Source organism: Clostridium sp. UBA5712 (assembly GCF_002419845.1).
GTDB lineage: Bacteria > Bacillota > Clostridia > Clostridiales > Clostridiaceae > Clostridium_J > Clostridium_J sulfidigenes.
The window spans coordinates 382,648-405,521 of record NZ_DIGW01000015.1 but is presented as its reverse complement, the minus strand read 5'-3'; the positions used below and the strand labels follow the sequence as shown (position 1 = coordinate 405,521).

20 protein-coding genes and 1 riboswitch are annotated in these 22,874 nt (G+C 31.7%); of the genes, 1 reads left to right on the top strand and 19 read right to left on the bottom strand.

Annotation, left to right across the window (positions count from 1 at the left end; all coding sequences use genetic code 11):
• Positions 1 to 546: 546 nt before the first annotated feature.
• The 17 genes from B3B03_RS14630 to B3B03_RS14550 all read right to left on the bottom strand — a co-directional run bounded on the left by B3B03_RS14630 (position 547) and on the right by B3B03_RS14550 (position 18,784).
• Entirely contained in the window at positions 547 to 996 is a 450-nt protein-coding gene (locus B3B03_RS14630; protein ID WP_346877697.1) for a type II secretion system protein, read from the bottom strand.
• Between the two features lie 328 nt (positions 997 to 1,324).
• On the bottom strand, positions 1,325 to 2,530 hold the full coding sequence (locus B3B03_RS14625; RefSeq protein ID WP_346877696.1) for a type II secretion system F family protein: 1,206 nt from the start codon (positions 2,528 to 2,530) through the stop codon (positions 1,325 to 1,327).
• An 18-nt stretch (positions 2,531 to 2,548) separates the two neighbouring features.
• Positions 2,549 to 4,237, bottom strand: coding sequence for a GspE/PulE family protein (locus tag B3B03_RS14620; RefSeq protein WP_346877695.1), 1,689 nt, complete (start codon positions 4,235 to 4,237; stop codon positions 2,549 to 2,551).
• An 85-nt stretch (positions 4,238 to 4,322) separates the two neighbouring features.
• Complete coding sequence (locus B3B03_RS14615) at positions 4,323 to 5,060, bottom strand: prepilin peptidase (RefSeq protein ID WP_346877694.1); 738 nt, start codon at positions 5,058 to 5,060, stop codon at positions 4,323 to 4,325.
• A gap of 97 nt (positions 5,061 to 5,157) precedes the next feature.
• Positions 5,158 to 5,242, bottom strand: a riboswitch (cyclic di-GMP riboswitch).
• A gap of 317 nt (positions 5,243 to 5,559) precedes the next feature.
• Positions 5,560 to 7,188 (bottom strand): chaperonin GroEL, encoded by a 1,629-nt coding sequence (groL, locus tag B3B03_RS14610; RefSeq protein WP_346847189.1) that lies wholly within the window; start codon positions 7,186 to 7,188, stop codon positions 5,560 to 5,562.
• A gap of 81 nt (positions 7,189 to 7,269) precedes the next feature.
• On the bottom strand, positions 7,270 to 7,554 hold the full coding sequence (gene groES, locus B3B03_RS14605) for a co-chaperone GroES (RefSeq protein ID WP_035130475.1): 285 nt from the start codon (positions 7,552 to 7,554) through the stop codon (positions 7,270 to 7,272).
• A 194-nt stretch (positions 7,555 to 7,748) separates the two neighbouring features.
• Positions 7,749 to 8,465: a TVP38/TMEM64 family protein gene (locus B3B03_RS14600; RefSeq protein ID WP_346847188.1), complete on the bottom strand. Its 717-nt coding sequence runs from the start codon at positions 8,463 to 8,465 to the stop codon at positions 7,749 to 7,751.
• 57 nt (positions 8,466 to 8,522) lie between these two features.
• Positions 8,523 to 9,404: a DNA-3-methyladenine glycosylase gene (locus tag B3B03_RS14595; RefSeq protein ID WP_346847187.1), complete on the bottom strand. Its 882-nt coding sequence runs from the start codon at positions 9,402 to 9,404 to the stop codon at positions 8,523 to 8,525.
• Between the two features lie 94 nt (positions 9,405 to 9,498).
• Positions 9,499 to 9,909, bottom strand: coding sequence for a C-GCAxxG-C-C family (seleno)protein (locus B3B03_RS14590; RefSeq protein ID WP_346847186.1), 411 nt, complete (start codon positions 9,907 to 9,909; stop codon positions 9,499 to 9,501).
• A gap of 233 nt (positions 9,910 to 10,142) precedes the next feature.
• Complete coding sequence (gene gltA, locus B3B03_RS14585; protein WP_346847185.1) at positions 10,143 to 11,525, bottom strand: NADPH-dependent glutamate synthase; 1,383 nt, start codon at positions 11,523 to 11,525, stop codon at positions 10,143 to 10,145.
• Complete coding sequence (locus B3B03_RS14580; protein WP_035130488.1) at positions 11,525 to 12,388, bottom strand: sulfide/dihydroorotate dehydrogenase-like FAD/NAD-binding protein; 864 nt, start codon at positions 12,386 to 12,388, stop codon at positions 11,525 to 11,527. Before B3B03_RS14580 ends, gltA begins: the two co-directional genes overlap by 1 nt.
• A gap of 599 nt (positions 12,389 to 12,987) precedes the next feature.
• A complete protein-coding gene (locus tag B3B03_RS14575; RefSeq protein ID WP_150845321.1) occupies positions 12,988 to 13,836 on the bottom strand; it encodes a 3-hydroxybutyryl-CoA dehydrogenase in 849 nt (282 codons plus the stop codon).
• Positions 13,837 to 14,093: 257 nt separating this feature from the next.
• Positions 14,094 to 15,101 (bottom strand): FAD-binding protein, encoded by a 1,008-nt coding sequence (locus B3B03_RS14570; protein WP_150845320.1) that lies wholly within the window; start codon positions 15,099 to 15,101, stop codon positions 14,094 to 14,096.
• A 24-nt stretch (positions 15,102 to 15,125) separates the two neighbouring features.
• Positions 15,126 to 15,911, bottom strand: coding sequence for an electron transfer flavoprotein subunit beta/FixA family protein (locus tag B3B03_RS14565; protein ID WP_035130493.1), 786 nt, complete (start codon positions 15,909 to 15,911; stop codon positions 15,126 to 15,128).
• 13 nt (positions 15,912 to 15,924) lie between these two features.
• Positions 15,925 to 17,064 carry an acyl-CoA dehydrogenase gene (locus B3B03_RS14560; protein WP_346847183.1) on the bottom strand — a complete coding sequence of 380 codons (1,140 nt, stop codon included), beginning with the start codon at positions 17,062 to 17,064 and terminating at the stop codon, positions 15,925 to 15,927.
• A gap of 36 nt (positions 17,065 to 17,100) precedes the next feature.
• On the bottom strand, positions 17,101 to 17,880 hold the full coding sequence (locus B3B03_RS14555; protein ID WP_035130499.1) for a short-chain-enoyl-CoA hydratase: 780 nt from the start codon (positions 17,878 to 17,880) through the stop codon (positions 17,101 to 17,103).
• Positions 17,881 to 18,133: 253 nt separating this feature from the next.
• On the bottom strand, positions 18,134 to 18,784 hold the full coding sequence (locus tag B3B03_RS14550) for a redox-sensing transcriptional repressor Rex (RefSeq protein WP_035130502.1): 651 nt from the start codon (positions 18,782 to 18,784) through the stop codon (positions 18,134 to 18,136).
• 448 nt (positions 18,785 to 19,232) lie between these two features.
• On the opposite strand from B3B03_RS14550, the gene abc-f reads away from it, so the two are divergent.
• On the top strand, positions 19,233 to 21,146 hold the full coding sequence (gene abc-f / locus B3B03_RS14545; protein ID WP_346847182.1) for a ribosomal protection-like ABC-F family protein: 1,914 nt from the start codon (positions 19,233 to 19,235) through the stop codon (positions 21,144 to 21,146).
• Positions 21,147 to 21,261: 115 nt separating this feature from the next.
• On the opposite strand, the gene pdxT is transcribed toward abc-f, so the two are convergent.
• Both pdxT and pdxS read right to left on the bottom strand, forming a co-directional pair.
• On the bottom strand, positions 21,262 to 21,882 hold the full coding sequence (gene pdxT / locus B3B03_RS14540; RefSeq protein WP_346847181.1) for a pyridoxal 5'-phosphate synthase glutaminase subunit PdxT: 621 nt from the start codon (positions 21,880 to 21,882) through the stop codon (positions 21,262 to 21,264).
• Positions 21,851 to 22,729: a pyridoxal 5'-phosphate synthase lyase subunit PdxS gene (gene pdxS / locus B3B03_RS14535; RefSeq protein ID WP_035130505.1), complete on the bottom strand. Its 879-nt coding sequence runs from the start codon at positions 22,727 to 22,729 to the stop codon at positions 21,851 to 21,853. Before pdxS ends, pdxT begins: the two co-directional genes overlap by 32 nt.
• Between the last annotated feature and the right edge of the window lie 145 nt (positions 22,730 to 22,874).

Sequence of the window (22,874 nt, the reverse complement as noted above, 5' to 3'; positions counted from 1 at the left end):
TTATATCTATTTTATATACACTAAGGCTCTAATAACTTAGCACCCTAGATAACTTTCAAATTCATTATTTTTCTTTCATTACTTCTATTAATTTTCATATATCTTCTTTATTCCCCGAGAAATACTATGAATAATATTACTTTTTCATCATTAAATTACATTGTCACAATTGAATTTTTCTTTAATATTCCTAAACTAGATATTTATCTATATATCTAGTTAAATATGAAACTATAAGTATATATAACTATTTGACTATGATTCTATAAACCTATAAACCTATTTAAATTTTTCTATATATAACTATATAAATAGTTAACTATTTGTTGTGATATCAATGGTTTGCAGTGTTTTTGATGTTTTAATGGTTATGTATAAGCTCTAGAATTTTATGTTTTTAACTTTTTATGTTTTTATGTTCTTCCATATCTTAAGTGTTGATATAAGTGGTGTTTAAGTATGTAGAGGAATGTTTTATTTATTTTTAGAAACATAAGCGTAAAGGGTGGCTTTACACTTATGTTTGATGGAATTATCTTTATTAAATTATTTAGCTGTTACAGCATCAACTTTACCATTAGTATCAATTGTTATTGTGTATTTTGTTGCCTTTGCAGCATCTTCACCTGTTCCAACTTTACCTTGAGGTGCTTTAACCGCTGCTAATGCTTCTGCAATAACCTTTTCTGCATTTGCTTCAGTAGCAGGATTTCCACTAGTAATTTTTTCAGTAGCATCAGCCACAACCTTATCTGAATCATCAACTGTTACAGTTACTGTACCTTCACCTTTTATAGTTTCATCTGAAACTAACATTAATACAGTTCTTTCAATCGTTTCACAGCTTTGTTTATCCGCTTTATTTTTAGAGTTATCTCTTACTGCTGCGAAGTTTGGTATAGCTATTAATGCTATGATTGCCATTACTGCTAGAACTATGATTAGTTCTATTAGTGTAAAACCTTTTTTCTTTTTGTTGTTTGCTCTTTTTATCATTTAAAATGACCTCCTAATTATTTCTATTTATTTCTAAAGGGTTTCCCCTGGTTAGACCTGTTATTTTGTTTTGACTATGCTTTAAATAATTTTGAATATTTGACTTCAATATTATCTGAGCGAATACCATTTGCAGGGTTCTTGAATTTACTTAGGCTATGAGAATGATAAAATCGTTAAGAAATACAACTTGTTTGAGCGCATGCGAGTTGTTGTATTTTAGATTTTCTCATTATCAGGGCCTTTAGTAAATCAAGGTTCCGAAACGATTGAGCGCAAATAATATGAAGTCGTTATTCATATTAGTTAAAAGATAGGCTTGTCCTTTTTACATTACGTTGTACATTTCAAACATTGGAGTTAGGATGGAGATTATTAAAAATCCTACTACTACTCCCATTATTACTAGCATTATTGGGTCTAGGATTGTGGTGAAGGCTTCTATTGCTCTTTCTAGCTCTTCGTCGTAGAAGTCAGCTGTTTTGCTTAGGATGTTGTCTAGTTCTCCAGCTTCTTCTCCAATTTTTATCATGGACCCTAGCATTGGTGGAAATAACTGTGATTCCTTTATGGCATCGGATAGTGTATCTCCAGCTAACATTCTTTCTTTTACTGTTTTTAATTTTACATCTGCATATTTATTTTCTAGTACTGCAGATACTACATCTATGGAGCTGGCTATGGATAGTCCTGCTCCTAAAACTGTAGATAATCCCCTTGCAAATCTTGATACTACAATCTTTTGATTTAAGTCTTTAAAGAGAGACTTTTTCAGTTTATATTTACTGTACATATAAATTCCAGCATCAACTCTCTTGGTGTAATATTTAAAGCCTACTACTGTACCTACAATAACAAGACCTATTAATATACCGTAGTGCCTTATACCATCTCCTAGAGATAGTACTATCTTTGTCATAGCTGGAAGGTCTGAACCTGATGATTCAAACATATCCATAAACATTGGCATTATATAGGTTAGAATAAATACCACTACAAACACTGTTACTGTGGCTAATATGCCTGGATAGATTAATGCATTTTTTAATTTACCATTCATCTTAGTTTGCTTTTCATAGTAAGTGGCCATCCTGTTCATGATGGAATCTAGGGTACCACTTTGTTCCCCAACCTGAATCATGCTTATAAGTAATGTTGGAAATTCATTAGAGTATTTACCCATGGCTACAGATAATTCTTCACCTTTTCTTATATCTTCATCTACTTTTACAAGGACCTCCCTCAGCTTCTTGTTAGGTATTTGCTCTGCTAAAAGACTTATGGCATTAGTTATGGAAACACCAGCTTCTATCATGGTAGCTAATTGTCTACAAAATATAGAAATATCCTTGTTATTAACCTTATTTTTCTTTCCTAGAATAATCTCCTTACTGCCTATAGCTTCCTCAATGGACAGTGGTGAATATCCACTGGATACCATAAGGTTAAGTACCTCTTCCCTGCTCCTACATTCATGTACTCCTTGAATAACTTCACCCTTAGAGCTAATAGCCTTATATTTATATTTAGACATAATTTAGTTCTCCTTCCTCTACAAGTTATCCATAAATATTATCTTCATCATTTCTTCCATGGTGGTTTCACCTTTAAGAACTAACTCTCTACAACTATCTGATAAAGTCTTCATACCTTTTTTAACAGCTTCATCCTTTAATTCTTCTGGGTTATTAGATTTTATAATCAAATCTTTTATATCTCTATCTACGTTCATTATTTCATAAACTCCAAGTCTGCCACTATAACCAGTATAATTACAGCTAGCACAACCCTTGCCTCTATGAAGAGTTACTTTATCATCACTATTTAAGTTAAGAAGTTTCCTTTCAGCTTCATCACCCTCATAGGCTTCCTTACAGCTTGGACATATTCTTCTCACCAGTCTTTGAGCTATTACTCCTTTTATGGCAGTGGCAACTAAGAAAGGTTCAACTCCCATATCTATAAGTCTTATTACTGAGGATGGTGCATCATTTGTGTGTAGTGTACTAAGAACCAGGTGACCTGTTATGGCAGCTCTTATACCAATTTCAGCAGTCTCGCTATCTCTCATCTCCCCTACCATTACTACATCAGGGTCTTGTCTTAATATAGACCTTAAGCCTGCAGCAAAGGTAAGTCCCACCTTACTATTTACATTTACTTGATTTATTCCATCCATGGAGTATTCCACAGGGTCTTCTACAGTAACTATGTTCTTATTAATATCATTAAGTTCCCCTAAAATAGTATATAGAGTGGTGGATTTTCCGCTTCCTGTAGGTCCTGTTACTAAAATTATTCCATGGGGTGCAGATATGATGTTTTCAAGATTTTTTATATTTTCACTACTCATGCCCAGATTATCTTTTCCAATTTTATAGTTACTTCTATCTAGTATTCTTATTACAACCTTTTCTCCTGTAATAAGAGGTATTATAGACACACGCATGTCTATATTTTTATTATTGATTACAGTAACTATTCTTCCATCCTGAGGAATTCTTTTTTCAGCTATGTTAAGATTTGCTAGAATTTTTATCCTAGTAACTATACCCGGAAGTACATCAATATTTAAAGATGATATTTCTTCAAGCTGACCATCTATTCTATATCTGACTCTTATATATTTTTCATAGGGCTCTATATGAATATCTGAAGCTCTTTGTTCCACTGCATTTTTAAGTAGAGAATCTACTAGCTTTACCGTGGGAGCATTTTTAACTTCATCAATCTTTTCTATGTCTTCCGTCTTATTATGAAACACTATCCTAGACCTGGTTATCTCTTCTACAGCACTTTCCACATTTCTATCTGAATAATACTTTTCCGTAGCCTTATGGATGTCATCCTTTGTGGATATATAAGGCTCCACCCTTAGTCCCGTAGTTATAGCTACATCATCCATGGCAAATATATTTAAAGGATCTGATACAGCTATCTTTATTACTCCATCAGCAGTATAAAAAGGGAATAATTCATATTTTCTACATAAACCTTCGTTAACTAATTTAACAGCCTTAGAATCTACATCTATATTACTTAAGGTTACTCTTTCAATACCTAACTGTTCTTGAAGTACCTCTATAATAATATCCTCTGTTACTATACCTTCATCAATTAATAATTCTCCCAGTTTCTTTCTCTTTACCTTTTGAATCTCTAAGGCTTCTGATAATTGTGACCTGGTAATTTTATTTGCCTTTACTAGCAAGTCACCTAGTCTGACAGTATTCCTTGCCATTTCTCTCCACCTCACCTTTACAATTAATTTATTTGTCCTTATCTAAAAGTTTTATACTTCTTTTTATTTCTTAAAACTCCTTATATTAAATGAAGTTTAAAATGTATTGTTCTCCAATGATTAAAACTATATATGCTCCCATAGCCAAGCTAGGTCCTAAAGGAATATACTCATCCTTTGATTTCTTTTTTGATGCAATTAACATAACTGCAATTGTTCCTCCTATAATGAAGGATATGAGTAAAAAGTATATCTCTAATTTCCATCCTAGAAATAATCCACATAATACTGCTATTTCAATATCTCCAACACCCATGCCACCAGTTAAAACATATATTAAACCAATAACCCCTAGGCCTATTAATCCCCCAATAATATAGTTAGTTATACTATGGGAATATGCTACAGTTTCTATAAGGATAAAGGTTATACCCACTGCCATTCCACTATAAACTACACTAGAATACACATCTGTAGTATCATAATCAATAAGGGCTATGACTATTAAAAATAGAGTTAAAAGGGAATACTTAAAAAAGCTTACCCCTATGCCATATCTTAGATATATTCCTACTAATAAAATCCCTGTAAGTCCTTCTACTAATGGGTACCTCATAGAAATCTTAGACTCACAATATCTACATTTACCCTTAAGCCATAGATAACTTACTATTGGTATTAAATCCTTCCATTTTAATCTAGTATCACAATTTCCACAATGGGAAGGTGGACTAATTAATGACTGATTGTTAGGTATTCTATAAATACATACATTTAAAAAACTTCCTATTACTACTCCATATAAAAATACTATAAAACCCATAATTTATTATCCTTTTACATTTATTTCTATTTAAAAATCATTATACTATATTTTTACATATGTGTATATAAAATACACGCAAAAAAACCGACTAAATTTATAATTTAGCCGGTTGTACCATTAACTCAACAACTTTCAAGGTACCCAAATAAAAAAGTTGCATCATTGTATCTAAACTTACTTTCTTTTTATACAAATTTATTTTACATTTATATAAATTTGTTTTATTGTTGTATAAATTTGTTTTATTGTTGTATAAATTTATAAATGTTAAACATATTATACTATATTATGTATTATATTTCTATATACTTTCCTTGTTATGTGTTATTTTATTACATCTCTCCTTAAAATCCACTGTTTTAAAGGTTTTTATAGACTTTGTAGATAATTAAATTGATAAAATTTGGAGAGAATTTATGTGAACATTAATTATGGATGTAAAAAAAGACTTCCATGAAAACTTCATGAAAGTCTTAATTCTATTTAATATTTAATTTTAGTACATTCCGTCCATTCCCATTCCTGGTGCACCTGGCATTGGAACTGGGTTCTTTTCTGGAATATCAACAACAGCAGCTTCTGTTGTTAAGAATGTTGATGCTACAGATGCAGCATTTTGAAGTGCGCTTCTTGTAACCTTAGTTGGGTCAACTATTCCAGCTTTAATCATATCTACATATTCAGCATTTAATGCATCATAGCCTATTTCTGTAGCTGAATTTCTAACTCTTTCAACTACTACTGAAGCTTCTGCACCAGCATTTGTAGCTATTTGTCTTAATGGCTCTTCAAGAGCTCTTCTTACAATGTTAATACCTACTTGGATTTCTGAAACCTCTGAAGTTAGTTTAGCAACTGCTTCTATTGCATTAATATAAACAGTTCCACCACCTGCAACGATACCTTCTTCAACTGCAGCTTTTGTAGCAGCAAGAGCATCTTCAATTCTTAATTTCTTTTCTTTTAATTCAGTTTCAGTAGCAGCACCAACTTTGATTACTGCAACTCCACCAGCAAGTTTTGCAAGTCTTTCATTTAATTTTTCTTTATCAAATTCAGAAGTTGTATCTTCCATTTGTTTCTTAATTTGATTTACTCTAGATGCTATATTTTCTTTTGCACCTTTTCCATTTACGATAACAGTGTTTTCTTTAGTAACTTTAACACTATCAGCTCTTCCTAACATTTCAATAGTTGCATCTTTAATGTCATGTCCTAATTCTTCTGAAATTACTGTACCACCTGTAAGTATTGCTATATCTTCAAGCATTTCTTTTCTTCTATCACCAAAGCCTGGAGCTTTAACAGCAACACATGTAAATGTTCCTCTTAATTTATTAACTACTAAAGTAGCTATTGCTTCACCTTCAACATCTTCAGCAATTATTAAAAGTTTTTTACCTTGTTGTACTATTTGCTCAAGAATTGGAAGTAATTCTTGGATGTTAGATATTTTCTTATCAGTTATTAAAATGTATGGATTATCAAGTACAGATTCCATCTTATCTGTGTCAGTTACCATATATGCACTTAAATATCCTCTATCAAATTGCATACCTTCAACAACATCAAGTTCAGTTCCCATTGTTTTAGACTCTTCTACAGCTATAACACCTTCGTTACCTACTTTATCCATTGCTGTAGCTATTAGAGCTCCAACTTCCTCGTCTGCTGCTGATATAGCTGCAACTCTTGCTATGTCTTCTTTTCCATCTACTTGTCTAGAGTATTTTTTTATTTCTTCAACTGCTGTATCTACAGCCATTCTTATACCATTTCTAAGTAACATTGGGTTTGAACCAGCTGTTACATTCTTAAGTCCTTCTCTTATGATAGCTTGAGCAAGTACTGTAGCAGTTGTAGTTCCATCTCCAGCTACATCGTTTGTTTTGTTTGCAACTTCTTTTACAAGTTGTGCTCCCATATTCTCATATGCATCTTCAAGTTCTATTTCTCTAGCTATTGTAACACCATCATTTGTTATAAGTGGTGAACCAAATTTTTTATCTAATATAACGTTTCTTCCCTTTGGTCCTAAAGTTACCTTAACTGTATCTGCAAGTACGTCTACACCTCTTTGCATAGCTCTTCTTGATTCTTCTCCGAATAAAATACTTTTAGCCATATTCATTTACCTCCTATGATATGTGAATTTCTTAGCTTATCATTAAAATTATTTTTCTTTACACTTATTAAGATATATTACTTATTCTAATATTGCTAATATATCTTCTTGCTTTAATATAATATATTCTTGTCCTTGTAATTTAACTTCTGTGCCTGCAAATTTAGAAAATAATATCTTATCTCCTATTTTCACTTCCATCTTAATTTCTCTTCCATGAGAATAAGTTCCTGGACCTACTGCAACGACTTCTGCCTCTTGTGGTTTTTCTTTTGCAGTACCTGCTAGAACTATTCCTCCTTTAGTTATTTCCTCAGATTCTAATCTTTTGATTACAACTCTGTCGCCTAATGGTCTGATATTCATAAAAAACCCTCCTATTGTTAATTATTTATATAATTTTTTTATTTATCTTTATTTATTAGCACTCACGACTATTGAGTGCTAACTACAATATAATAATATATAATTATTATTTTATAAGCAAATCTTTTATTTTAATAGAACCTGGTAAAATAAGCGAATATATTAAAATATCTCACTCATGGTAATATTTTCTCTTATTTTCTCTTATTTTTACCTTTATGCTTTAACGCTCTATGGAAAAAGTCTATAATGCTATGTCCTTTAAGTATTCCAACTAAAAATAAGACTCCTGATATTACTCCTATAATTATCATAGACACATAGTCCCCTCTATGTATACCGTGGCCAAACATGGCAGATGTGATTATCCATGGTAATCTACCAGCAGAAGAATATAATATAAAATCCCTTAGAGTTACATTGGATATACCAGCTACATAAACTAATATATCTTTAGGTATTCCAGGTATAAAGTATATTACAAAGATAACTATATTATTACTTCCAGCATCTAATATCCTCTTTATCTTAGTTAAATTATTTTTTTCAATAAGCTTATTTATATACTTTTTCCCAAATAATTTAGCTATAAAATAAGCAACTATACTTCCAAGAATTATACCTACTGCAGAGGCAATTCCTCCTACTAAAGGTCCGAATATATATCCCCCTGCTACTTGAACTACTTCTCCTGGTATAAAGAATATTATTACTTGTATCATTTGTAGCACTATAAAGGCAATTATACTATAACTACCAAAGGATAGTATTAATTTTTTTAATTCTTCAGGATCTCTGAATACAGTGAATTTCTTGGAAAATTCCCAATATGCTATTAATAATACTACTATAACTATAGTCCATATTACTCCATTTATTACATACTTTTTTATCTTATTTTTATTCTCCATACCTTTCCCACCTTGTATACCCTTAGTTTATGTTCTATATATCAACATATTTCTAACTTAATCTATTTTTATATTGTTTTCTCTTGCATAATAAAATAAGTATTGTTGTGCAAATCCAGATAAACTACCAAACTTCTCTCTTGCAAACTGCCTTATTTTAGGCAATGATACATCTGGTGCCACATAAAAGAATTGCATTGCTCTTTTTACCCATACATCCACTGGAAATGCTGAGTATTTCCCCATAGAAAATAGCATTATGCAATCAGCTACCTTAGGCCCTACTCCATTAAAATTTTTAAGACCCTCATGACATCCATCATCATCACTTTGTTTTATTGCATTTAAATCGTAGGTACCACTACTCAAATCTTCTAGTGCCTTATATATATACTTAGCCCTAAATCCAACCCCTAAAGCTTCTATATCTTCTACTGTAGCTCTTCTAAACTCCTCTAAGGTTGGAAAAGCATAATATGTATTTCCCTTGTACTTTATAGATTTGCCAAATGCTTTACTTATATTCTCTATAGCTCTTTTTATCATAGGGATTCTATTATTTGCAGATATAATAAAAGATATTAGCATTTCAAAGGGGTCTTGCTGTAGTATTCTTATTCCTACACCAAATTCTACTGCTTTTTTTAAAAGTTCATCCTTCTCAAATTCTTCTTTTATAGCTGAATAGTCCCTTTCTAGATCAAAGTAATTTAGCCATATGTCATTAAAATCCTTTAAATCCGTGTTATATATAATTACATCATTATCCCTTTTCTCAATTTCAATAACTCTTCCAAAGGCTACACCTATATAATTATTATTATCTTGTCTGTTCCATCTAAAACATTGTCCACAATCGAAAATATGGGGAAGTTCAAAATTCTTTACATCCTTTAATATAACTTTTCCACTTTCTTCAATAACTTCTTTAAAGTCCATCCATATCAACCTCCTTTAAATAACACTTATGGGATGCTAGTTTAAAAATAGTGCTAAGGATATTCTCAGCACTAAGTTTTAAAATTATTCTCAATTACTGTTTATTTCTCTCTCTTGTTACTATGTTGTCTAATATAACTGCACCTTTTTCTACTATATTAAGACATCTTATTTCATCATTTCTATATAATTCCTTTAATTTATCACAATTTAGTGAATTACATTCTTTATTAAAGTTTTCAATGAATTCTTGAGTAAGGGTTTTTACATAATCACTTTCATGGGCTCTTTCCTTTGTAAATAAAATACCTAAAGCAGAAATTGCTCCTGTGATAACTCCACAAGTGGATTCTACACCCATTCCCCCACCGAAAGCAGCCATGGTTTTAAAAGTTTCTTTACTTAAGTTTAAACCATATTCTTCATTAGCAGCATATAGCATAGTCTCTGCACAGTTTAAATCATATTCTTCTCCATAATATTTTTTTACTACATCTAATAACATATTTATACACCCTACTTTCCTATTAATTAGTCCTAATCTTCACAGAAGCTAAGAACTCTGTTTATTATATTTTTAGTCATAAATCTATGACTCCAAAAATTTCTTTAAATATATTAGAAATCTACTAGTTTTCAGTTTCATTATACTATATTTATCATATAAAAAAGCCATATTTTAAAGAATTTCACATAACTTTAAAATATGGCTTGATTTTATTAATTCTGCTTTTAAAATTACTTACTTAATTGCTCATCAATAGCTTTAGCAGCTTTTTTACCAGCTTCCATAGCAAGTATAACTGTAGCTGCACCTGTTACAGCATCTCCACCAGCATATACTTTTTCTTTTGAAGTAAGTCCTGTTTCTTCCTCTGCAACTATGCATTTATATTTATTAGTTTCTAAGCCTTTAGTTGTAGCTGGAATTAATGGGTTTGGTGAAGTTCCTAGTGACATGATAACAGTGTCACAGTCTAATGTAAACTCAGAACCTTCTATTACTTGTGGTCTTCTTCTTCCAGATGCATCTGGCTCTCCAAGTTCCATTCTTACACATTTCATTCCTTTAACCCAACCATTTTCATCCCCAAGGATTTCTGTAGGATTAACTAATAAATCAAGGATAACTCCTTCTTCTTTAGCGTGATGTACTTCTTCTACTCTAGCTGGAAGTTCAGCTTCACTTCTTCTATAAACTATATGTGTTTCTGAACCTAGTCTTAAAGCTGTTCTAGCAGCGTCCATAGCAACGTTACCGCCACCAACTACTGCAACGCATTTACCAGATTTAATTGGAGTAGCATACTCATCTTTAAATGCTTTCATTAAGTTATTTCTAGTTAAGAATTCATTTGCTGAGAATACTCCATTTAAGTTTTCTCCTGGAATTCCCATAAACTTAGGAAGTCCTGCTCCTGATCCTATAAATACAGCTTCAAATTTCTCATCATTCATTAATTCATCTATTGTAACTGTTCTACCAACAACTACATTTGTTTCTATTTTAACTCCTAATTTTCTTAGGTTGTTTACTTCATGTTTAACAACGGTATCCTTTGGTAATCTAAACTCAGGAATTCCATAAAGTAAAACTCCACCTGGCTCATGTAAAGCTTCAAAGACAGTTACGTCGTAACCCATTTTAGCAAGCTCCCCAGCGCAAGTTATTCCTGATGGGCCTGAACCAATTACAGCAACTTTTTTATTTTTCTTTTCAATCTCTTTAGTCAAATCCACATTGTTATTTCTTGACCAATCTGCTACAAATCTTTCTAATTTACCTATAGCTACTGCCTCACCTTTTATTCCAAGAACACATTTGCTTTCACATTGTAATTCTTGAGGACAAACTCTTCCACATACTGCTGGAAGTGCTGTATATTTATCTAAAGCCTTTGCAGCTTGTGCAAATTCTTTTTCTTTTACATGATGAATAAACTCTGGTATATCTATTGCAACTGGACATTTAGATACACATGGTTTGTTTTTACAATTTAGACATCTAGAAGCTTCTTGAACTGCTTCTTCTTCAGTGTAACCAAGACAAACTTCTTGAAAGTTAGTTGCTCTTACCTTTGGATCTTGTTCTTGTATTGGAGTTCTTTTCATTCTATCCATTAGTTATTTCCTCCTACTTTGCATCCTTTTTGTATAGAATCCTTTTGTATTTCTTCTGTCTTATACATAGTTGTTCTTTTTAATGCTTCATCGAAGTTTACTTTATGTCCATCAAATTCTGGTCCATCAACACAAGCAAATTTAGTTTCTCCATCAACAGTTATTCTACAAGCACCACACATACCTGTTCCATCAACCATGATTGGGTTCATACTAACTATTGTTTTTATACCTAATTCTTCTGTTAATTTACATACAAATTTCATCATTATCATTGGTCCTATAGCAATTACTGTATCGTATTTATTGCCTTCTTCAACCAAAGATTTTAATCTATTAGTAACCATTCCTTTAAATCCATAGCTACCATCATCAGTTGCTACATAAACATTGTCTGCAACATTTTTCATATCTTCTTCTAAAATAACCATTTCTTTATTTTTAAATCCCATGATTACGTCAGCTTTAATTCCATTTTCATGTAACCATTTTACTTGAGGATATACTGGTGCAGCTCCAACTCCACCTGATATAAACATTATTTTTTCATTTTTTAGCTTATCTTTGTCTTCTTCTAAAAGCTCAGAAGGCATCCCTAAAGGTCCAACAAAGTCAAAGAAAGAATCCCCTTCTTCATATTGTTCCATAGCTTTTGTAGTACAACCAATTGTTTGTACAACTATTGATACTGTTCCATTTTCTACATCTGTGTCACATACTGTTAAAGGTACTCTCTCACCCTTTTCATCCATTCTTATTATAATGAATTGACCTGGACGAGCTGATTTAGCTACTCTTGGAGCTAAAATCTTCATCATAAATATTGAAGGTGCCAAAATTTTCTTTTCAACAATTTTATACATAGTACTTTCCTCCGTATTTTAAACATATTTTGTTTTTATATGAATTTAATATTTCACCATTTTAATTCATACCCTTTGCCAAATATAATATTATACTATTTTCATTGAAATTTATATATGAACATTAGATATTTATTTAACATAGTGGTTACAAACGCAAAAATAAACAGCGCAATAATGATAGGATTCTTTACCACATTACACTTGTCCAATAAACTAACTTAAATCTCCATATATCCTTAAATAATACGACTTAAATCCTTTACATGAATATACATTGTGTCGGTTACAATTATATTTTATAATTTTATTTAATTATAGTCAACCATATAGTAAATTAAATATTATAAATTTTCAAGCAAATAAATCCATTTTTTATAAACATCCTCTTGAATTCCAGTTATTCTTCCAAACTTCTGGTGATTCCATTTAAACTATACTCCTTTTATTTTTAAAAATCTACAATAAATTATAAAATGCATTGTTATAATTTTATCTATCTTTTATTTTTTTAATTATATTTAATTTATTTTCACATAAAGAAAAGAGTAAAGATAAATTATTCTTTACTCTTTTGTTATAATATTCTTATGATATTATTATTTACTATAATCGAAGAATCCTTTTCCAGTTTTTCTTCCTAATTGTCCAGCTCTAACGAATTTTCTAAGTAGGCTGTGTGCTCTGTATTTTGAATCTCCAGTTTCTTTATATAATACATCCATGATTGCTAAGCAAACATCTAGTCCAATTAAGTCACCTAAAGCAAGAGGTCCCATTGGATGATTTGCTCCAAGCATCATAGCTTTATCTATATCTGCAGCACTTGCAATACCTTCTGCATAGATGCAAACAGCTTCATTTATCATAGGTACTAAAATTCTGTTTACTACAAATCCTGGAGCTTCTTCTACTTGAACTGGCTCCTTAGATATGTTAATAACTAATTCATGCATTGCATCATATGTTTCTTGTGATGTTCCCATTCCTTTTATGATTTCTACAAGTTTCATAACTGGAGCTGGGTTAAAGAAGTGTAGTCCTATAACTTTATCAACTCTCTTTGTAGCAGTAGCAATTTCAGTTATAGAAAGTGAAGATGTATTTGTAGCCAGGATTGCTTCTGGTTTACAGATTTCATCTAATTCTTTAAATATTTGTTTTTTGATTTCCATGTTTTCTACTGCAGCTTCTATTATTAAATCTACATCATCTAATAAGCTTAATTCTGTAGTTCCACTAACTCTTGATAAAATTTCTTCTGCTTGTTCTTCTGTTATTTTACCTTTTGTAGCAAGTTTTTTAATATTTTTTTCTATCATTCCAAGACCTTTTTGTACGAATTCATCCTTTATATCTCTAACTATTACCTCATATCCTTTAGCGGCAAAAGCTTGAGCTATTCCTGATCCCATTGTACCTGCGCCTAAAACACATATCTTTTTCATATTAAACACTCCTAACATAATTTTGTATTATGGATTATAGACTATTACAAATCTATATTACCACATTTTTATATATTTATATTTATATTTATCAAAAATAACTCAATAAATATAAATATATGTATACAATTTTCAACGAAATTAGACTTTTATTCAATATTTAACAAATGAGGGGTATATACATCTCCGTATATCCCCTCATCTTATGTTAATTAGTGTACTATAAAATTCAATTAATCTAAAGTCTTATAAATTTACTATTTGTTCATCTCTTTATATTGAGCTATCATTTCTGGAATAACTTTAGCAAAGTCTCCTACTAAAGCTACGTCAGCAGCTTTCATGATTGGAGCATCTGAATCTTTGTTAATAGCTATGATGTAGTTAGAATCTTGCATTCCAGCTAAGTGTTGGATTGCTCCAGAGATTCCGCAAGCTATATATATAGTAGGTCTTACAGTTTTTCCTGTTTGTCCTACTTGAACTGCTTTTTCTACCCAGCCATTATCAACAGCTGCTCTTGATCCAGCTAAAGTTCCTCCCATTACGTCTGCAAGTTCTTGAAGTAAAGCGAAGTTTTCTTTACAGCCAACTCCTCTTCCTCCTGAAACTACGATATCAGCTTCAGTAATGTCTACCATTTCTTTTACTGATTTAACAACTTCTATAGTTTCTGTTCTTATATCAGAAGCTGATAATTGAACGTCAAATTTTTCAACTTGGAAAGTTCTGTTTTCATCTTTAGCTAACTTTTCGAAAACTCCAGGTCTTACTGTAGACATTTGTGGTCTATGATCTCCACAAACGATTGTAGCCATTAGGTTTCCACCGAAAGCTGGTCTTGTCATTAATAAGTTGTTAGTTTCTGCATCTACATCTAGAGATGTACAGTCAGCTGTAAGACCTGTTGAAAGTCTTCCTGCAACTCTTGGTCCTAAATCTCTTCCAATGAAGCTAGCTCCAATGAATAGGATTTCTGGTTTTTTAGCATTTACAACTTCGTTTATAACTTTTGTATATCCATCAGTTGAATAGTGAGTTAGTAACTCATTGTCGCATACTAATACTTTATCTGCTCCAAAAGCTCCTAATTCTTTAGTCATTTCTTCTATATTTTTATGTCCAAGTAATAATGCTGTAAGTTCTACTCCTAACTTGTCAGCTATTTCTCTTCCTTTTCCTAATAATTCTAAAGCAACCTTTTGTAATTCTCCGTCTCTTTGCTCTGCAAAGACCCATACACCTTTATAATCTGCTATATTCATGGTAATTTCCTCCTTAACTATATCTTAGATGAAGTGTTTTTCTTTTAGTTTTGAAAGCGCAATTGAAGCTGCTTCTTTTGGTGATACTTCAAATATTTCACCTTGTCCTTTAGCTTCTTTAGTCATTGATTTTTTAACCTTTGTAGGTGATCCTTTAAGACCAAGTAGGTTAACATCAACGTTAATGTCTGCTACAGTCCATACTTTAACTTCTTTTTCTTTAGCCATTGCGAATATGTTTTTAATGTTCATATATCTTGGCACGTTTAAAGTTTCGATTGCAGTTAATAGAACTGGAGTGTTAACTCTGATATTTTCATATCCATCTTCCCAAGCTCTTCTTACGTTTAATACGCCTTCTTTTTCTTGGCTAACTGCTTCAACATAAGTTATTTGAGGCATTCCTAAGTGTTCAGCAATTTCTGGTCCAACTTGTGCAGTATCTCCATCAATCGCTTGTCTTCCAGCGAATATTATATCATAATCTAAGTTTTTAATAGCTGCAGCTAAAGCGTGAGATGTAGCTAATGTATCAGCTCCAGCGAAAGCTCTATCTGTAACTAGTATAGCTTCGTCTGCTCCCATTGCTAATGCTTCTTCTAAAGCTACTTTTGCTTGTGGAGGTCCCATTGTTATAACAGTTACGTGTCCACCATAAGTATCTTTTAATTGTAAAGCTCCTTCTAAAGCGTTTTTGTCATCTGGGTTTATTATTGAAGGAACACCATCTCTTATAAGAGTTCCTGTTTTTGGATCTATTTTAACTTCATTTGTATCTGGTACTTGTTTTACACAAACAACTATTTTCATCTTTCACTACCTCCTATTTCAATATGCTTCCTGCGATAACCATTCTTTGAACTTGAGAAGTTCCTTCGTAGATTTCAGTTATCTTAGCATCTCTCATCATTCTTTCAACTGGATATTCTTTAGTGTATCCATATCCACCAAATAATTGAACAGCCTTAGTTGTAACATCCATAGCTACTTCTGAAGCATATAATTTAGCTCTAGCAGCTTCTACTGAGTATGGCATACCCATATCTTTTTTGTATGCAGCTTTGTATACTAAAAGTCTAGCAGCTTCTATTTGAACATCCATATCAGCAACCATCCATTGAAGTCCTTGGAATGCTGCTATTGATTTTCCGAATTGTTTTCTTTCTTTCATGTAAGCAACAGCTTCATCTAAAGCTCCTTGAGCTAGTCCTAAAGCTTGAGCTGCTATACCAATTCTTCCTCCATCAAGAGTTTGCATTGCAACAGCAAATCCTTTTCCTTCTTTTCCAAGTAAGTTTTCTTTTGGAACTATGCAGTTTTCAAATACTAATTCAGTAGTAGATGATGCTCTTATTCCTAACTTCTCTTCAACTTTTCCTATTGAGAATCCAGGGAAATCCTTTTCAACTATGAAAGCAGATATTCCTCTAGTTCCTTTTGATTTATCAGTCATTGCAAATACTACGAAGATATCAGCAACTCCACCGTTAGTTATGAATATTTTTGAACCGTTTAATACGTAGTGATCTCCTTCAAGTACAGCTGTTGTTTGTTGTCCAGCAGCATCAGTACCTGCGTTTGGCTCAGTAAGACCAAATGCACCTAGTTTTTCACCCTTTGCAAGTGGTGTTAAATATTTTTCTTTTTGCTCTTGAGTACCAAATTGGTATATTGGTGCTCCACATAAAGAAGTGTGTGCAGAAACTATAACTCCTGTAGTTCCGCAAACTTTAGAAAGTTCTTCTACAGTCATAGCATAAGATACGTTGTTTCCACCTGCTCCACCGAATTCAGTTGGGAATGGAATTCCTAACATGTTGTATCTAGCCATTTGCTCTACGTTTTCCATTGGGAATCTTTCTGTAACATCTATTTCAGCTGCTATAGGTTTTACTTCATTAATAGCAAACTCCCTTACCATTTGCTTTACAAGTTCTTGTTCCTTAGTTAATGAAAAATTCATTATAATACCTCCTACTTATACGATTATCTATTTCGATTATCTATTCTTAAAATTCTTGTCTCTCTTTTCAACAAAAGCTGTCATACCTTCTTTTTGGTCTTCAGTAGCAAAACACATTCCAAATGCTTCAGCTTCATATAATACTGCACTATCAATATCCATTTGCAAGCCTCTATTGATAGCCGCTTTACATTGGCTTATAGCTATAGGAGCATTCTTAGCTATTTTATTAGCCATAGCTTTTGCTTCATCTAAAAGTGTCTCTGGTTCTACTACCTTGTTTACTAATCCAATTCTTAAAGCTTCTTCAGCATTGATCATGTCACAAGTGTAAATTAATTCTTTTGCAATTCCTTCACCTACAAGTCTTGATAACCTTTGAGTTCCGCCAAACCCAGGAGTTATTCCAAGCCCTGCTTCTGGTTGTGCAAACTTAGCTTTAACTGATGCAATTCTAATATCGCAAGCCATTGCAAGTTCACATCCACCACCTAATGCAAAACCATTAACTGCAGCTATAACAGGTTTTTCAAGTTTTTCAATTTTTCTAAAAACCCCATTCCCAAGAATACCAAATTCTTTACCTTCTATAGCATTCATTTCTTTCATTTCTGAAATATCAGCTCCAGCAACGAAAGCTTTACCTTCTCCTGTAAGAATAACTGCATAAATTTCTTTATCCCCAGAAATTTCTTGGATAACACAATCAATTTCTTTTAAAGTTTCTGTGTTTAAAGCATTTAATGCTTTAGGTCTGTTTAGTTTAACTAAAGCCACATTTCCTTCTTTTTCCAAGACTATGTTCTTATAATCCATGTTCAAAATCCCCCATGCAATTTTTCAGGTGTTAGCCGCCATAAATCGTTATTAATTTAACAAAAATAGTGATTAAGGTTCTAATACCTTAATCACTATTATAGACTGTTTATAATTCTTTTTCAACCTAATTTATATTTTATTTATGTTTTTTAATGAATCTTTTTACTTAATTCATATAATTAAATTCAAAAAATTCCTGACAATACAAATTTTAAGAAATTCGTATTGTCTTTTTTTAGTATTATTAGTATTATAGGAATTCTTCTTCTTTTTCACGCTCATTTAATAAGTAACTTAAAGTCATTAAACTTTCATTAAGATGTACATTCTCTACAATAACATCTTCGCTAACCTTTAGATCTATAGGTGCAAAATTCCATATTCCCTTTACGCCATTCTTTGTTACCACATCTGCTACCCCTTGAGCTCTATTTTTAGGAACACAAATTATAGCTATGTTAATCTTTTCTCTCTGTAAGAAACCATCTAACTCATCCATATCTCTAATTTCAATATCTCTTATTTTAAGTCCAATAAGTTTTACATTTACATCAAAAATACCTTTAAGATTAAATGCCATCTTATCAAAGGTTGTATAATTGGCAATTGCTTGACCTATATTTCCAGCTCCAATTATTACAGTGTTATACTCTTTATTAAGGCCTAATATAACAGAGATTTGATATAATAATTCTTTAACATTATATCCATACCCTTGTTGACCAAAATCTCCAAAACAATTTAAATCCTGTCTTATTTGTGAAGCTGTAAACCCAATTCTTTCACTTAGTTCTTTAGAGGATATTCTATCAACTTCATTTTTATCTAATTCGCGCAAATATCTGTAGTATTTAGGTAGCCTTTTTATTACAGCCATAGAAATGCTTCTTTTCTTCTCCACCTCTTATCAACTCCTTATTTATATTCTTTATATATTTCTTATTTATTCTTTCTGCCTTTTATTTTCATGCTTTTTCATACTATAATTCTCTATTAAATATTATTTAAAATAACTATTCTGATCTCATATTCAACGTAGGTTTTATTCATATAGATATTATACTATATTACCATTGATTTGTTATATATTTTTTAATAAATAAACTATAATGCTATATTGTACATTTAAAATACTTTATTGTATATATAAATTATAAATTTTTTTAACTTTTTATCATAAATAATATATAAGATCTCATAAACTTAATTTTTATGCCAATTTTACTTTTCTTTGTATTATATATAACAATGTTTCCTATTACTCACAATACCCATTCCTCCACTGTACTATACAAATTATTTTAAATTTCTAACTTTCATGTTAAAATGCTAGTAGGACGGTGAAATAAATGATAGTTTTAAGTTGTAAAAATATAAGTAAATACTTCGGAATAGATATGATTTTAAAAGATATCACCTTCAACATAAATGAAGGTGAAAAAATAGGATTAATAGGTGCTAATGGTGCAGGTAAATCAACCCTATTTAAAATTTTAACCAACCAAATGGAATATGATAGTGGTGAGCTATATATAGATAAATCAAAGGAACTTGGATATCTTTCTCAAAACCTTTCTCTAGATTCAGATAAAACCATATATACTGAACTTCTTTCTGTGTTTAAGTCACTGATAGATATGGAGGAAAGATTACACAATTTAGAAGAGAAGATGAAGGAACCTTATGATGCTGCTAAAGAAGATTATCACAATAAGATTATACGTGATTATACTACTTTAACAGAGGTTTACGAAAATCGTGGTGGATACACTTATAAAGGTGAAATTAGTCGTGTACTTAAAGGCCTAGGCTTTACAGAAGTTGATTTTGATAAATCCATATCTATATTAAGCGGTGGTCAAAAGACTAGAGTTGCTTTATGTAAGCTCCTTCTTAGAAAACCTGAAATTTTGCTTCTAGACGAACCTACAAACCATCTTGACCTTGATGCAATAGAATGGTTAGAGAACTACCTTAAAGAGATTAAAGGCACAATTATAGTAATTTCCCACGATAGATTCTTCTTAGATGCTATCACCAATAAAACTATAGAACTAATAGGTGGAACTGCACAGTGCTATAACGGAAATTATACAGCCTTTATCGACCTTAAAGAGAAAAATAAAGAAGTGATGCAGAAGGCTTACGACCTTCAACAAGCAGAGATTAAAAGACAAGAAGAAATCATAACTAAGTATAAGTCCTTTAATCGTGAGAAAAGTATAAGAGCTGCTGAAAGTCGCCAAAAGGCCTTAGATAAGATAGAAAGAATAGAAGCACCTATCAAAGATGCAAAGGCTTCAAAAATAAAGTTTGAAACACAAATTAAAAGTGGTAATGATGTTCTTTATGTAGAAAATTTAAGTAAAAGTTTTGGTGAAAAACTTCTATTTGAAGGTTTAAATATGGATATTAAACGTGAAGAAAAAATTGCTCTTATAGGTGAAAACGGTCGTGGTAAAACTACTTTATTTAGAATAATCATGGATAAAATACCTTCAGATAATGGGATTAAGGTATTAGGTAAAAACGTATTTGTTGGATATTACGATCAAGAGCAATCTAATTTAAACTTTAATAAAACTATTTTAGATGAGGTATGGGATGATTTTCCTCATATGACTACCACTGAGATACGATCGGCTCTTGCAGCCTTCTTATTTACAGGGGATGACGTATTTAAGTCCATATCTACCCTTAGTGGTGGAGAGAAATGTAGAATTAATTTACTAAAACTAATGCTTTCTAAAGCTAATTTTCTTCTTCTAGATGAACCTACAAACCACTTAGATATTGTCTCTCGTGAGGCCTTAGAAGATGCAATCTTAAACTATGATGGCACAATAATTCTCATATCCCACGATAGATACTTCTTAAATAAAATTATAAACAAAATCTTTGAACTTAATGAAGATGGAGTGAAGGAATACTTAGGCAACTATTCCTATTACGTAGAGAAAAAGAAAAACCCGTTAAGGTTTGAGGATATAGAGGAAGGTTCAGGGATTACTAAGACTCAGTTAAAGCTAGATAAAAAGAAAAAACGTGAAGCTGAAAAAGCTGAAAAAGAAAAAGCTAATATTCTTAAAAACATTGAAAATAAAATAGCAGCTACTGAGGAATCTCTTGAAGGGCTTCAAGGGCAGCTATGCCTTGAAGAAGTCTATTCAAACCCTGAAAAAAGCATAGAAATAAATAAAGAAATACAAAAAACTGAAGAAGAACTTCAAAGCCTATATGATCAATGGGAAGAACTAGCTTAGGAACTTCTTCAAAATAAATTAAACTAAATAAATGCTGAGGATGCACTTATATTATTAAAGTACATCCTCAGCATTTTATATAAGATTAATGATTTATTTTGCAAAAGCTCATTATTTATTTTAATCTATCTTTGCACATGTTGTAAAAATACTTATGCATTGATAAGTCCTTTGTTAACTCTGGATGAAATGATGTTGCTAGCATATTGTTTTCTCTGCATGCTATTATTTTTTCATCTAGTTTACATAGCACCTTTACCCCTTCATGCACTTTTTCAACGTAAGGAGCTCTTATAAATACTAGAGGTATTTTTTCTTCACTGACAACTTCCACTATTTCATCTGTTATAAAGCTGTCTAATTGAGAGCCATAGGCATTTCTTCTTACCTCTATACCCATAACACCTAAATGGTTGTAATCACTTCCTAGGATGGATTTAGCGAGAATTATCATACCTGCACAGGTTCCCCATACTGGCATCCCACTTTCAATTTTGCTTTTTAGTGGAGATAGCATCTGAAAATCCCTTAATAGTTTTCCTATGGTAGTACTTTCTCCTCCTGGAATTATAAGGCCATCTATATCCTCTAGGTCCTTCACATTCTTCACTCTTAAGGCTGTGGCTCCACTTATATTATTAATCTTATCTACATGTTCTTTTACAGCTCCTTGTAAATCTAGTACACCTATAGTTATCATGGTACTACCATCCTCTTGATGCATATAATTTGCCATCTGGTATATCCTTAGTATTTATACTGTCCATAGGTTCTCCTAAATCCTCAGAAACTTGTGATAAGATTTCAGGATTATTATAGTTTGCTACAGCATGAACTATAGCTTTAGCTCTTTTTTCTGGGTCTGCTGATTTAAATATACCAGAACCAACGAAAACTCCATCACTTCCAAGTTGCATCATTAAAGCTGCATCAGCTGGGGTAGCTACTCCACCGGCAGCAAAGTTAACTACTGGTAGTCTTCCATGGTTGTGAACATAAACTATTAAGTCATATGGTGCACCCATTTCTTTAGCTATAGTCATAAGCTCTTCCTTCGGTGTGTTTTGTACTTTTCTTATTTCACTCATCATAGTTCTCATATGTCTTACAGCTTCTACAACATCTCCAGTACCAGCTTCTCCTTTAGTTCTTATCATGGAAGCTCCCTCACCTATTCTTCTTAGTGCTTCTCCTAGGTTTCTAGCTCCACATACAAAAGGTACATTAAATCCTTTTTTATCTATGTGAAATAAATCATCCGCTGGAGTTAATACTTCACTTTCATCTATATAATCAATCTTAATGGCTTCTAATATTTGTGCCTCTACAAAATGACCTATTCTCACCTTTGCCATTACTGGAATAGATACAGCCTCTTGAATTTCTTTTATCATCTTAGGATCTGACATTCTAGCAACGCCACCTTGCTTTCTAATATCAGAAGGCACACGTTCCAAAGCCATTACAGCAACCGCTCCTGCTTTCTCTGCAATTATAGCTTCCTCAGCATTAACTACATCCATTATTACTCCACCCTTTAGCATTTCTGCTAGGTTTTTGTTTAACTCTGATCTTGTATTCATTTATATTCCCCCTACAGTATAGTACAAAATTGTATGTATATTTTGTATCTATTCATTTAATCTTTACAATACAATTATTCCATAAACGTCATATTAAATCAATACAATTTGATAAATATTAGTATTTTGTATTATTTGTATGGGT